The following is a 14,874-nucleotide window of genomic DNA, read 5'->3' as shown; positions in this document are numbered from 1 at the left end:
ATCGTTAAAATAAAGCTTAACGTAGAGGGGAGCAAGAAATTATGAAAGTTTTTGATTTGGGGTCTACTACTTATTTGAAAAGTATTGCGATACGTGTAAAAGACCGTGATAAAATGATCGAGTTTTATAGAGACACGATTGGTTTCGATTTAAAGAGAGAAGAAAATGAATTAGCGATTTTCGGTACAGTAGAAAATGACAGCGAGATGTTATTATTAGAGGAAAGTCCACGAGCAAATGATCACTTTGGGGAAATCAAAAAGCTCAATCGCTTTTCTTTGATCATTCCAACATTAGAAGAAATGGCAGATGTGCTGTATCGCATTCGCCAAACGAATCAAACGATCGAAGAAGCACTGGAAAGTGATGGCAGAATCGGTATTTTATTGAAAGATCCTGAAGGCAATATGTTAGAGATCTATCATGAAGAGACTCATACTTCACAAGAACAAGCGGTGGAACAATTAGACCAAGAAGCACTATTAAGACAATCAAATGAACGCTTTAAGAAATTATCTGCTGGTACTTATTTCCAAAAAGTCCACCTAAATGTACTAGATATGGAAAAGGAACGAGAATTTTTATCAGAGCTTTTAGGTCTGACTGTGCATAAAGAGGAAGAAAAAGAATTTATCTTGAATAAAGGTGATTTTCATGTAGGACTGACTCAAGCTGAGAGTCCAGTGATTGCCTTACCGACTGATGAAATCTTAGGATTAGACTTTTTGAAATTTGTTGTTGACCCAGAGAGTATGCAACGTCTGATTGCACATTTGAACACAGAAACGATCGATTTTTACATTGACAAAAAACAAAAAGTTTTGACTTTGTATGATGCAATTGGCATCGAATGGTGGTTCGTGGACGAAACAAAAGCAACTAATGTTATCCAATGAACAGTGGCTAGGATCAGTCGATTGCTCGTCCGTTGGAAAAAGCAGGAAAAATTCAGCTGATGCTGAAAGTTTCCTGCTTTTTTATGTCAGCCACTGAATACTGGGATAAATGAGAAAAACAATTGATTCTTATGGAAGAAAGAATTATGCTTGGGGAGCAAACAAGCATATCCAGAGATAAATAAGGAGAAACTATGTACGCTAAAACGAAAGAATATATACTAAAAAAAATGAATGAGGGATATTATCCAGGGGTCGTCGCTGCTTTTATGAAAGGGGATCAGATTAAAAAAGTGATCGCAGGTGATGCGCAGATCATTCCTATAATCAGACCAATGACCGAAGATTTGCTCTTTGATGCAGCCTCCCTGACAAAAGTGATTGCAACGACAAGTCTGGTCTTGCGATTGATCGAAGACGGGAAAGTTGAATTAGATGAACCTTTGCATACGTACTTGCCGACTTTTGAGAATCAAACGATCACGATTCGCCACTTATTGACACATACCTCAGACATCCAGACATTTATTCCTGATCGAGATCGTCTATCACAAACAGAATTGATTGAAGCTTATTTGAAACTTCAACCAGGCGATCAATTAGGAATCGAAGTTCGCTATACGGATGCAGGCACGATTCTTTTAGGATTGATGCTAGAGGAGATTTTCCAGGAAGAGGCGGTCGAGCTTTTTGAAGAGCAAGTACTAGCACCGTTAGGAATGATGAATAGCTTATTCTTACCACGTCCTTCAGAACGGATCGTTCCGACTGAACAACTTCCTTCTGGTGAGGTGATCCATGGCTTGACCCATGATCCAAAAGCACGAGTGTTAGCAGAACATGCAGGTAATGCTGGTCTATTTATTGATCTTGCGGATTGTGAGAAGTTTGTCCGGATGTATCTGCAATACGGAAAGTTAGATTCTGGTCATTTTTTGGAAGAGACAACCATCCGTTCCTTATTGGCTGATCATACGCCAACTGGTAAAGGTGGTCGCTCACTCGGATGGGATTTAAAACAAGATAAAAAGGATGGCCATCCATTACTATTCCATACAGGCTATACAGGGACATTTCTATTGATCGACCCAATCGATCAAGAAGCCTTCATTTTTCTGTCCAATCGCCTACATCCAAACGATCATCGGGAAGAATATCTAAAATGTCGGGATGAAATCATTGAAATTTATTTACAAGAGAAAGCGTTACACTGAAAATAATGCTATAATAGCAATTGAAAATTGAGAGGAGTTTGACGTATGCAAGAACCATTATTTTTAAAACCTGTTTTTCAAGAAAAAATCTGGGGAGGCAGTCGCTTACGTACTGTTTTTGGCTTTGATATCCCAAATGATAAAATTGGGGAAGATTGGGCAATCAGTGCGCATCCTCATGGCGTGAGTGTCGTTGAAAATGGCCCATTCAAAGGCTGGAAACTAGATGATCTATGGAAAGAACATAAAGAATTATTCGGCCATCCAACAGAACCAGTTTTTCCGTTATTGATCAAAATCTTAGATGCAGAAGATGATCTATCTGTTCAAGTCCATCCAGATGATGCTTATGGTATGGCACATGAAGGAGAGCTAGGAAAAACAGAGTGCTGGTACATCATTGATGCCGAACCAGGTGCAGAGATCATCTATGGTCATCATGCAAAAACACGTGAAGAATTAGCCGAAATGATCCAAGATAGTCGCTGGGATGACTTATTGAAAAAAGTTCCTGTCAAAAAAGGTGATTTTTTCTACGTACCAAGTGGAACGATCCATGCAATTGGTAAAGGGATCATGATTTTAGAAACACAACAAAGTTCAGACACAACTTATCGTGTTTATGATTATGATCGCAAAGACGACCAAGGAAACACTCGGGAATTACACATCCAACAATCAGTCGACGTAACAACAGTACCAGCAAAAGCTCCTGAATTACAGATCAAAGAGATCCGTCAAGGGAACTCTTCGATCGTCACTTACGTAGAAACAGAATTTTTCAACGTCTACGAGTGGGACATCAAAGGGATCACATCCTTTAAAAAACAAGCACCGTATACATTGATGACAGTTATTGATGGTGCGGGAGAATTGGTGATAGGTAACCAAACCTACTCACTAGAAAAAGGAACAAGTGCGATCTTACCAAGCGATATCACGGAGTGGAAAGTTCAAGGAGAACTTTCGATCATCGCTTCTGAGCCAGGAAAAAAATAATAAGATAAAACTGTCGTTGCTAGGTTCAGCGATAACAATAAAGCGTACCAACCGAAAATGGACTTGCTATTTTTGGTTGGCGCTTTTTTTTAGATCAGTGATGAGCTATCACTGATCTAGTGATATAAGAACAAAGAAGGTACCAATTACAGTTAGTTTTATCGATGAAAAGTTGCTTGTTGAAATCACTTACAAAATATGTTATATTCTTCTCGTAGAGTTAAAACGTTTTAATAGAACGTTAAAATGATTTTCTTGTTAAAGGAGAGGGAAAACGATGAATACTGTTACAGTTATCGGAAGCATCAATTTAGATCGAACCATCCGTGTGACTTATATGCCAAAACCTGGAGAAACGATCCATACGAAAGAAACTTTTTCAGCTGGTGGAGGAAAGGGAGCCAACCAAGCGGTTGCTGCTAGACGTTCGGAGGCAAAAACTTACTTTATTGGTGGCGTGGGTAAAGACGAAGCAGGAAAAACGATGACAGAATTACTTGAACAAGAAGAAATTGATTTATCTGGTGTAGCGACATTAGAAAATCAAGCGACTGGACAAGCGTATATCATTGTTGATGACCAAGGTGAAAATAGTATCATGATCCATGCTGGTGCAAACAATGCGTTTACCGTAGCACAAGTACAAGAAAATAAAACAATCATCCAAAAAAGTGATTTTATTATTGCTCAGTTTGAAAGCGCTATAGAACCGACGATCGAAGCATTCAAAATCGCTCGAGAAGCTGGCGTGAAAACGATCTTGAATCCGGCACCGGCGCTAGAAAATGTTCCTGACGAGTTATTAGCAGTAACGGATATGATCATTCCAAATGAAACAGAAACGGAGATCTTAACAGGCATTACTATTACCGATGAAAAAAGTCTAAAAGAGGCGGCACAAGTCTTTCATGGATTAGGTATTGAAGCGGTGATCATCACGATCGGAAGTAAAGGCGCTTATTATGATATTGCTGACGGCGCTAGTGGGATCGTACCAGCTTTTAAAGTCCATGCAGTAGATACAACGGCTGCTGGGGATACCTTTATTGGCGCGATGAGCAGTGTATTAGCCAAAGACTTCAGTAACCTAGAAGAAGCAATCCGCTATGGTAATAAAGCCTCTTCTGTGACTGTTCAACGTTTTGGTGCACAGCCTTCTATTCCGTATAAACATGAATTAATCTGATTGAGGAAAGGATGAACAAATAATGAAAAAAACGAAAGTAATCAATTCTGATATCTCACGAGTGATTGCACAAATGGGACATTTTGATAAATTGAGTATTGGAGATGCAGGAATGCCTGTACCTATGACCACTGAAAAAATCGATTTAGCAGTCACGCAAGGGGTTCCTAGCTTTATGGAAGTCTTACGCAATGTGTTGTCAGAATTAGAGGTGCAACGTATTTATCTAGCAGAGGAAATCAAAAAAGAGAATCCTGACATCCTTCTAGAAATCCAAAAAGAAATGCCGGAGACACCGATCACGTTTATTCCGCATAGTGAAATGAAAACCGAGTTAAACAATTGTCACGCATTTATTCGCACAGGTGAGATGACTCCTTATGCGAATATCTTGTTAGAAAGTGGCGTCGTATTCTAAAAAAGGAGATGTAATAAATGAATGCAACAGCATTATTGATCGGATTAGGACCATTACTAGGTTGGGGACTTTATCCAACGATTGCTTCGAAGATCGGTGGACGTCCTGTGAACCAGATTTTAGGATCAACAATAGGAACTTTGATATTCGCACTTATTTTTGCCCTGATCAATGGCATAGCACTGCCATCTGGAATGGATCTTGTCTTTTCTATTCTTTCCGGTGTAGGCTGGGCGACTGCTCAAATCATTACTTTTCAATCTTTCACACTGATTGGCTCGTCACGTGCAATGCCTATCACCACAGCTTTTCAATTACTTGGGGCTTCATTATGGGGTGTTTTTGCGCTAGGCAATTGGCCAGGAACGACAGCGAAGATTCTTGGTGGATTAGCATTGATCTTGATTATTTTAGGCGCATGGATGACTGTTTGGACTGAGAAAAAAACCAAAGAAAATAGCAGTCTACTGAAAAAAGCGGTTTTATTATTAGCAGTCGGAGAGATTGGGTATTGGGCATATTCCGCAGCACCTCAAGCAACAACCATCGACGGAATGCACGCTTTCTTGCCACAAGCAATGGGGATGGTCTTAGTGGCGATCATCTACACCGCTGTATTAAGTATGAAAGGGCATGAAAAATCAGCATTTACGGAAGTTGTTTCTTATAAACAAATTTTTTCTGGCTTCTTTTTTGCCTTTGCTGCATTGACCTATTTGATTTCTGCACAACCAAATATGAATGGTTTGGCAACGGGCTTCATCCTATCGCAAACTTCTGTTGTTCTAGCAACCTTGACTGGTATCTGGTTCTTAGGTCAAAAGAAAACGAAAAAAGAAATGACTGTCACGATCATTGGCTTGGTCCTTATCTTAGCTGCCGCAACGATGACTGTTTTGATATAAGATATTTTGTTAGAAGCGTTATTTTAAAAAATTGGGAAGTAACTACGGTTACTTGCCCAATTTTTTTTGTGGAAAATAGATAACGGAAACTGTTAGAATAGAGCTATCTGAAAAAAGCATAAGCGCAGTCTGCTGAAGTAGAAAGGGCAGGTGATCAACGTGGGGGAGAATTTGAATGCGCTTCCTGCTAATGCAGTGGCGAAATTAACCTGGTTTCGTCAATTACTACATTATTTCAAACAAATGATCATGCCAAATCTAAGTATTTTTATTGCTTGGGGTTTGTTATCGATTGTATCAAATATCGTATCAGGTGATTTGCATCAAACGCTTGCACATGTCAGTGATTGGCTGATTTATCTGTTATTGCCTATTTTGATCAGTTACTCTGGAGCAAAGATTTTTGATCAAAAAGCAGCTGTAGCAGGTGGGATTGCTGTCATCGGTATGATAGTAGTTTCTGATCTTCCACAACTATTCGGAGCGATGATCATCGGTTTGATCACGGGAGGTATTTTTCACTGGGTGGATCGTTGGTTGGTGCCGAAAATCAAACCTGGCTATGAGATGTTGCTGAATAACTTGATGATCGGTCTAATCGGTGGGGGTGTCTGTCTGTTAGGCATACTGGTCATCCAACCAATTGTTGAAGGTAGTTTGTCTTATGTTGGACGCTTTGTTTATTGGCTCATTGAACAACATTTGTTACCAGTGGTCAGTTTAGTGTTGGAACCGTTAAAGGTCTTATTTTTGAATAATGTCATCAATCACGGCATCTTGACACCTTTAGGAATGGAGATGACACAACATGCGGGGCATTCGATCTTATTTTTGATGGAAGCCAATCCTGGGCCAGGAATAGGGATTTTAAGTGCATTCTTGTTTGCTGCTGATCGAGAAAAAAGTGTCAAAGCAGGTGGAGCATTGATGATCCAAGCTGTCGGAGGAATCCATGAGATTTATTTTCCTTTTGTCTTGATGCAACCTGCGCTTTTTTTTGCCGTTATGATTGGAGGAGCAACAGGAACGTTTGTGTTCCAACTGTTTGCTAGTGGGTTGAATGCTCCGGTTTCACCAGGTTCATTGGTGATTATTTTAGGGAATACACCACCTTCACAATTAGCAGGTGTCATTTTAGGTATTATTCTCAGTGCGCTTGCTACGTTTATTTGTGCCATACTGTTATTGAGAAAAACGAAACCTGTGGAATCGATCCTCCCAGAAAGGAGCCAACTGATGAATCATGAAGCGGTCAACCAAATCATCTTTGCTTGCGATGCCGGGATGGGTTCTAGTGCAATGGGCGCAGCCATTTTGAAGAAAAAACTGCATGCGCAAGGGATAGATATACCTATAAGCTATACCTCTATTTATAGTCTGAAGAATCATCAGAAACAATTGGTGATCGTACAAAGTGCCTTTCAATCTTTAGCACAAGAAAAAGCCAAAGAGAGTCAGATCATTGCTGTCGAACATTTTTTAGAAGTTGAGTCGTATCTACCATTGATCAAGCAGCAACTTCATGAAATAAACAGTGAACCTCAGATCAAAAAGCAACAAGAAGTTAAACAACCTAGAACCAGAGTTGTGTTTTTATACCAAGGAAATCGACGAGGCTCACAAACGATGGGGATGACGATTTTAATGAAGCTAGCCAAGGAATATCAGGTCGATCTATCTGTAGAAAAAACAGCCGTTGAAGACCTAGTACCCGAAAAAGAAGTGGTATATCTTGCGAATGAAAGAATGGCAAAGACGTATCAACTGGAACAACAAGTGGAGCATTTGTTGATCATTGATCATTTTGTCAGTACCAAAGCCTATCTATCATTAGTAAAGGAAGTGGACTAAGATGTATTTGTCACCAAGGGAAAAAGAATTATTGACAGAACTCATCAATAGTCCAGCACCCGTTTCTATACAAAAAATGGTCAATGTTTTACGTGTCAGCAAACGGACTGTATACCGCGAGTTGGAGCAATTAGAACGATCGCTCAAGGAAGTAAATGCTTCGCTGAAAAAAATAACCCGCGGATCATTTATGATTGAAGCGACACCTGAAACAATGACACAACTGCGCCAACTACTGAACGAAAAAGAGATGGAATTATCGACAACTGAAAGGCAACATGCAATTTTATTAGAGCTGTTACTCACGAAAGAACCATTGTCTTTAAGTTATTTTTTAGAAAAGTATTTGATTAGTAATACGACTTTTTATGCTGATATCAAGCAACTCGAAACCAGTATGAAACAGCTACCATTATCTATCACTCGTAACCGTGGTTATGAAATCACTGGACCGGAAAAATACCGAAGATTGCTGATCGCGAATATCTTAGAGTTGGAGATTAATGCGTATGAAATATTTCACTTGCTGGAATTTGATACGACAACGAATTTCTTTTTTCAATTTATCATGACAGATAGTTTATTACTGGCGCGTCAAGTGGTACGAGAAGAATTGATCCAGCAAAAGAAAGAATTAAGTGACCGGAAACTGGAACATTTAGTTTTGATACTCAGCATTACGATCGACCGTGTCAAAAAAAATCACGTGCTGACGAATGAAACCTACACTGGACTAGTGAACAAAGAGTTATTACGTATCGCCAAAGCTTTATTTTCTAAAATCGCTAAGGAAACGCAACAACTTTATCCAGTCAATGAGATCGTCTTTTTTGCTAGTCTATTAAATGACTTCTCGAATTCCTTCGATCAGGATTTCTTTGAAGAAACATTTGATACGCAACTCGCTTATCTTGTGAAACAGTTGATCCAAGTAGTGAGTGAAGCAACAAATAATCCATTCTACCAAGATGAAACACTCTACAAAATGTTGTTGACCCATTTATCAGGAGTATTCTCTCGAGCGGTACTTCAAGAAGAACAATTGACTAATCCAATTTTAGAAAAAATCATGGTTCAATATCAAGAGATTGCTCAAGCCATCCGTCAAGGAATCGAGCAGATTTTTCAAGAAAAGAAACTATCCGAAGAAGAAATTGCTTATATGGTTCTCCACTTTGCGAACTCGTTAGAAAAAACACCAAAGGACAGCACGATCAAAATCGCTGGTTTTTCCCCTAGTGGATTAGCTTCGACAAGTATGCTTGAGTTAAAACTAAAGAGGTACTTCCCATTTGTTCAACATATCCATTTTTATCGAATTGCTGATCTAAAGAAAATCAATTTAGAAGAAGAGTATGATCTCGTCATTTCTACTTCGATCTTAAGTGGCTATGAGGGGAAATATCTATTAGTTTCACCATTACTTCTTGAGGAAGAAATCAAACAATTAAAAGCAGAATTTGCTCGTTTGACAGCCCATCGAACGGAACATATCCGGTTAGCTGATCAACCTTCTGTTATCGAAGATACTTATGAAGAAACGGTGTTGATGATGAGCAAAATCAATCGATTACTTCAGCACTTCTTCATTCAAGAATTAGACAATCCAGAAACAGTAGAAGCTACGTTGAAGGATATTTTCGACTATTTACCTACAGGGTTGGTCCAAGATAAAGAAAAAGTCTATCAGCGTTTAATGAAAAGATATCAACAAGCACCGATCGGTTTACCTCATACCAACATGGGGCTTTTCCATACTTCTAGTTCTGAGGTCACAGAACCCTTCTTCTGTATTTTTCAATTGAAGCAAGTATTGGAAATCGAAGGAATGGACAAAACGAAAGTTGATTTATCAAGAATGTTAGTGATGTTAGCCCCGTCTCCAATTGATGAAGCTACTGGAAAGTTACTTGGGAAAATAAGTGGTGCATTGATCATGAATGATTTGAATACTGAGATTTTTCGATCAGGAAATGAGGCAATCATCTATCAGTTGTTATCTAAAATTTTGATCGATGAAATAAAAAAATAAAGGGGGGCTCTATTGATGCTTGAGATTCCATCTGAACATATTTGGTTGAACCAACAGTTTGGTAGCTGGAAAGAAGCCATTCAGCAGATTGGTGAACAACTTCTTGAAAAAAGAGTGATCCAAAAGGAATATACCGATGCGATGGTTGCTCGCCAAGAAGCAGCAAGTGTCTATATCGGCAACTTTGTGGCACTTCCTCATGGAAAAGCAAAAGATGAACAGATTGTTGAAGAAGGTATTTTTTTGTTCCAAGTACCTGATGGCGTTGACTTTGGTATCGACGAAGAAAAGAAAATCGCAACGATTTTATTTGCAGTGATCATGCGAGAAAACCAACAACTAACAAGTTTACAAGAACTCGCCTTTTTTTGTTCCGATGTCGATCAAGTGATGGCATTGAGCGATGCTCAAACAGTAGAGGAAATCCAACAAATCTTAAAACAAGCTGAGGAGTTTTGACGTAAAATACGCAACGACCAATCAATTGATTGGTCGTTTTTTTTTCTATTTTTTTGGGAGAATCTCGCCAAAATCGTAATTATATAGTGAAGGAGGTACGACGAGAAGGGCACATGTTCCCAGTTGATCTATTCCACTAATGAAAGGAGCCAAAGAATGAAGAAATCCTCTGAATCACTATTTTTGATTCTACCAATCATTATTTTAATCACTATTTTTTTTCAAATGAAAGTGAGACCAGTCTCGGCAGAAACATTGCCTGACCTACCCATGTATCAACAAATCACTGCATCTGATCCCAATCAAACTTTACGTACAGCTGAACAATCAATCCCACAGGATAATAGCTGGACAAATTTCAAAAAAAACTATCAATTAGTCCAAAGGGCCACTGGGAAATTGATTACTATTGGTTCGACGAATTATATTGAAGCGGCGATCCATGAATATTCTCCAAGATTGGCTGATCCATTTGCAAATGAAAGTGTCGTTGTTGATCCAGCGATCCATATCCCTCATATCGATATCCATCTATCTAATGGTGGCAGAGAAATTGGTTGGTACGGCAAGCGAGTGAAGGGAGAGATTGCGCTTTGTCTGGAACAAGGAGTAGCGCTGAATATTGGAGAAAATAGCGGGTATACTTCAAGTATTCAAAACACAGAATTATTGAAGAAAATTTCTTTGATTAAATACTATGGGGTGATTGCGACAAACTACACGATGGAAAAAGAATTGATGACGCAACTCCTTGCTTGGGAGCAACAAGGAATCACCCCCACCAGTATTACTGGTGTTTTGACAATGAACGATTACCAAACATTCAAACGAACAGTGATGGAACAAGTGGAACGGTTCTATACCCAACCGAGTTTTGATGGACAAATATTGGATATAAAAGCCGGCGAAAGCCAAATATTGACCGACACAACAGGAGCATTTTCAAATTATAGCTCATCGCCTGTTCAACAAATCAATGGAGTAACCATTGAAAAGCAAGGTAATCAAGTAACAGTCACTGCATCGAAAGAAGCACCGGCGACAAGTGAAATCGCATTTGATTATCATATCCCCAGTAGTTATCAAGGAGCAATCGTCGTGTACCAACATCCTTATACACAAAACATGGTAGTCGGTAGAGTGCCACAGCTGACAAGAACCTCCTTTCAGTTACGCGTGCAAAAATATGGACATGCAGGTATCCGCAAAGTCGATCAACAAACAAAACAACCATTAGTAGGCGCCGTTTTTTGTTTCACGACTGCGGATGGACAGATAAAAGAATTGACGACAGATTCTGATGGTGTTGCTATTTGGCATGATCTACTCGTTGATACGGTCGTTACGATTCAAGAAATCAAAGCGCCAGAAGGCTACGTTTTAAATCCAACGCCCCAGACTGTCACTGTCAAAGTGAATGAATTGACGAGTATCACATTAGCTAATCAAGAACAGACAGCTAATTTGAAGGTCATCAAAGAAGATGCAGAAACAGGCAATCAGCCTCAAGGAGGTGCCCAATTGATCGGAGCTGTCTATAAATTAACGGACAAAGACGGAGAAACAGTGGCGGAATTGACGATGGAAGAGGTTAATGGAAGTGCATCAGCTGAGCTAAAAGGGTTAAAACTAGGAACCTATTATTTACAAGAGACCATTCCACCGAAAGGATATAACTTAGATCCGACCATCTATCCTATACATTTGACTTACGCAGGACAAAATGAAACGGTGGCTGTTCATAGCAAAACAGTCACTGATCGCGTCATCAAGGGACATGTCGAAGGATATAAATTTGGTTCAAAACCTCTTATCCCCACTTCTATCTTCGAAATTTTACACGCATTAACATCCAATCAAACGAATCATAAACCACCACTCGAAGGAATCGAACTAACAGCCACCGCTCATACCACAGGAAAAGAATATGTCCAAGTCACTGAAAAAAACGGCTACTTTAAATTTATCGATTTACCCTATGACACGTATACGATCGCTGAAACTAAAGGAACGGATGGCTATTTGATCATTGAACCATTTGAAGTGACGATCAGTGAGGAAGGCTACACACATTTCTTTTTATTAGAAGATGAAATCATCGAATCACGCGTACATCTCATCAAGATCGATCAAGAAACAGGACAACAAATTCCCTATGCTGGCGCACAATTCAAGATTTTTGATACTTGGGCGAATGATGGACAAGGGGCATTTGTAGCAATGACACGTCCGAATGATACAGAAAAAACTGAGATTTTTGAAACGAATCAAAAAGGGGAATTAGTGACAACAGAGAGCTTACCTTGGGGCGTGGATCGCTATGAGCTTCATGAAGTCAAAGCGCCAGAAGGCTATCTCCCGTTAGAAGAACCATTGATTTTCAGTGTAACAGCAGAAAATCATAGTGCATTGATTCGCTTAGAAGTCCCTAACCGTTTAGCAAGACAATCCATTGAATTGATCAAACGAGATCGCTTGAATGAACAACCTTTGGTGCAAGTACCATTTGGTTTATATCAGGTAGAAAAAGCAGAAAATGGCGGAGATATCCTTCAATTTATTGAAGAATATCTCACGGATGATGAGGGAAAAATCGAAGTAAGCGATTTGCCCTATGGGACCTATCAATTTATTGAAGGAAAACCATTGGAAGGGTATTTACCTTTAGAAGAACCTTTAGATTTTTCAGTAACTATTGAAAAAGATGGTGAGTTGATCGTATTAGAAGCCTATAACGAACGCGAAAAATTAGCATTGACGAGTTTGTTCACAGCAATCGACGGAAGTAAGGAGCTTGATCCAACCAAAGACAATCAATTGAAAGACGTAGTCTGGATCAAAGGAGCAGCCATTGAAGTCGGTCATGTGTATACCGTAGTGACCCAGTACCGAAAAGGTGCCACCGGAGAACTCATCAACGAAGCAATCTCAACCTACACAGCAAAGAGTAAAGAAGATCAATTTGAAGTTTTTCTTGAGCTGAAAGCCAATACGCTAAAAGACAAGGAGCAGTTGACTGCCACTCACATTTTATACTACGAGTCTGAGCAAGAAAATGAGGTAGCACGTGAAGATGATTTGACGAATCAAGAACAGACTGTTCATTTCAATACACCAAAAGAAGGGGAAAAAGAAGAAACGAAAAAGCAGGAAAATACTCGTGATTTACCTAAAACAAATAGTCGTACTTCTGTTTCTCTAGTAGGGCTAGGTAGTTTATTTCTAGGAGTGAGTGGTCTTTTGATCTATCAACAAAAAAAGGGTGGTTTGAATGACTAAAAGGAAAAAATACATGAGATTTGGCTTGTTCATATTCAGTTGTTCAGTTGTTTTGTTCGTCAGCGGCTGTAAAACACAACAAACAGAAGATCCATCAACAGCTGGCCCTACTTCAAGCAAAATGAAACAGGCAATCAGCATGGAGACACCAGAGGAGAGCTATTTCAAAAAAGAAAACAATTCTTCTCATTTGTTTGAGTTTGCTTCTCAATTTAGAAAACCACTGGATCTTCCCACGGAAGCAATGATCAAGGATGAAACCAATCAGCTGAGAATCGCTTACCTTGAAGCCACAACAGTCTCTCAAAATCGGGAAAATACAGAATCAAGAAGCAATCTCACGAATCGCTTCGAAGAAAACGAACAAAAAGGTACTCTATCCAATATTTCAGCAATTCCAGAGAGCGATAATCATTGGCAAGGTCCTTACGTCCATGCAAATGCTCCATTGCAGATCTTACCAAGAGGAACAGCAATTGATCCCTTTACCTATTTTACTGTTGTTCAAGGAAGTGATCCCGTTCCAGTGATCCATTATACGCCCGTCGATCCTAATGAATCTGGCTACCAAGTGATGCAGATCACAGCAATTGATTCAAAAGGGAAAGTGAGTGTTGCGACAGTCACCTTTCTGTTTAATCACTCTCCGATCATTCAGCAAGTAAGACAAAGTCACCACATCACGATTGGTTCAAGTATTGATTTATTAGCGGGCATTTCTGCTCATGATGAAGAAGATGGTGAATTGACCTCAGAAGTTCAAGTACAAACCACACTCCAAACAGAACAAGAAGGCAGTTATGAAGTGATTTATTCTGTGACTGATCAATTTGGAGCAAGTACCAAGCTGATAAGTAATATGAGGATCACCAATGAAGCACCAATAATCGCGGGGCCGAACCAGCTCGTTTTACCTGTTGATCAATCATTCTCTTTATTTGATTATTTCTCCGCAAATGATCAAGAAGATGGTGCGATCAACCTTACTTCAGACAATATCTTGGCATCCGATCTTGTCCCATATGTACCAGGAAACTACTTCGTAAGAATTGGGAATGTCGTTGATCGGTATGGCAAAAGAGCGGCAGAGCGTACGATCCGTGTTCACTTAACAAATGAAGCGCCGACGATTACAAATACGCATATGACTCTTCCTGTATTTAGTGAACTGAATAAAGAAAGCTATCTAGCAAAACTAGTTCTTGCAGATCGTGAAGATCCGGTTGAGCAATTACATGTGGCAATCGATCTGCCTTTTTGGGAGAAAATCGACACTTCCCGATTAAATACCTATCGTTTTCCTCTTCAAGTCCAAGATACACATGGAGAGATCACCAAAACCTTTGGGAGCATCCAAGTAATCAATGAACCACCTGTATTTTCTGGGATAGAGGATAAGAGAATCATTGTAGGCGAAGAAAAGCCAGATTTATTAGCAGGGATCTCCGTTTCGGATCGTGAAGAGAGTATTGGAATAGAAGATGTTGAGATCATAGAAGAAATCGCTTGGGATACACCTGGAAGCTATCCTGTTTATTTGACGGTCAAAGATACATTTACAGAAACGACAGTATCTTTTCATGTCATTATTCAAGACAACAATCCAGAAATGCCAGAGAAATTGAGCGAATAAGG

11 protein-coding genes are annotated in these 14,874 nt (G+C 39.5%); all 11 read left to right on the top strand.

Annotation, left to right across the window (positions count from 1 at the left end; all coding sequences use genetic code 11):
• Positions 1–41 precede the first annotated feature (41 nt).
• The 11 genes from ACH0AK_RS06675 to ACH0AK_RS06625 all read left to right on the top strand — a co-directional run bounded on the left by ACH0AK_RS06675 (position 42) and on the right by ACH0AK_RS06625 (position 14,872).
• Entirely contained in the window at positions 42–896 is an 855-nt protein-coding gene (locus tag ACH0AK_RS06675) for a VOC family protein (protein ID WP_023520295.1), read from the top strand.
• 194 nt (positions 897–1,090) lie between these two features.
• A complete protein-coding gene (locus ACH0AK_RS06670; protein ID WP_023520294.1) occupies positions 1,091–2,110 on the top strand; it encodes a serine hydrolase domain-containing protein in 1,020 nt (339 codons plus the stop codon).
• A gap of 45 nt (positions 2,111–2,155) precedes the next feature.
• On the top strand, positions 2,156–3,109 hold the full coding sequence (manA, locus tag ACH0AK_RS06665) for a mannose-6-phosphate isomerase, class I (RefSeq protein WP_023520293.1): 954 nt from the start codon (positions 2,156–2,158) through the stop codon (positions 3,107–3,109).
• A gap of 277 nt (positions 3,110–3,386) precedes the next feature.
• Complete coding sequence (gene rbsK / locus ACH0AK_RS06660; RefSeq protein ID WP_023520292.1) at positions 3,387–4,295, top strand: ribokinase; 909 nt, start codon at positions 3,387–3,389, stop codon at positions 4,293–4,295.
• A gap of 22 nt (positions 4,296–4,317) precedes the next feature.
• Entirely contained in the window at positions 4,318–4,713 is a 396-nt protein-coding gene (gene rbsD, locus ACH0AK_RS06655) for a D-ribose pyranase (protein WP_010736652.1), read from the top strand.
• A 17-nt stretch (positions 4,714–4,730) separates the two neighbouring features.
• A complete protein-coding gene (rbsU, locus tag ACH0AK_RS06650; protein ID WP_010736651.1) occupies positions 4,731–5,618 on the top strand; it encodes a ribose/proton symporter RbsU in 888 nt (295 codons plus the stop codon).
• A 243-nt stretch (positions 5,619–5,861) separates the two neighbouring features.
• Positions 5,862–7,469 (top strand): PTS transporter subunit EIIC, encoded by a 1,608-nt coding sequence (locus ACH0AK_RS06645; RefSeq protein ID WP_224434905.1) that lies wholly within the window; start codon positions 5,862–5,864, stop codon positions 7,467–7,469.
• Position 7,470: 1 nt separating this feature from the next.
• Positions 7,471–9,501 carry a BglG family transcription antiterminator gene (locus tag ACH0AK_RS06640; RefSeq protein WP_023520290.1) on the top strand — a complete coding sequence of 677 codons (2,031 nt, stop codon included), beginning with the start codon at positions 7,471–7,473 and terminating at the stop codon, positions 9,499–9,501.
• Positions 9,502–9,516: 15 nt separating this feature from the next.
• Complete coding sequence (locus ACH0AK_RS06635) at positions 9,517–9,960, top strand: PTS mannitol transporter subunit IIA (RefSeq protein ID WP_023520289.1); 444 nt, start codon at positions 9,517–9,519, stop codon at positions 9,958–9,960.
• 156 nt (positions 9,961–10,116) lie between these two features.
• Positions 10,117–13,239 carry a SpaA isopeptide-forming pilin-related protein gene (locus ACH0AK_RS06630; RefSeq protein ID WP_226076125.1) on the top strand — a complete coding sequence of 1,041 codons (3,123 nt, stop codon included), beginning with the start codon at positions 10,117–10,119 and terminating at the stop codon, positions 13,237–13,239.
• Complete coding sequence (locus ACH0AK_RS06625) at positions 13,232–14,872, top strand: immunoglobulin-like domain-containing protein (protein ID WP_224434241.1); 1,641 nt, start codon at positions 13,232–13,234, stop codon at positions 14,870–14,872. Before ACH0AK_RS06630 ends, ACH0AK_RS06625 begins: the two co-directional genes overlap by 8 nt.
• Positions 14,873–14,874: the final 2 nt, after the last annotated feature.

This window comes from Enterococcus pernyi, assembly GCF_045371165.1.
In the GTDB taxonomy this organism is placed as follows: domain Bacteria; phylum Bacillota; class Bacilli; order Lactobacillales; family Enterococcaceae; genus Enterococcus_B; species Enterococcus_B pernyi.
Note: the sequence above shows the minus strand (reverse complement) of the source record. Positions and strands in the feature narration are given on the sequence as shown.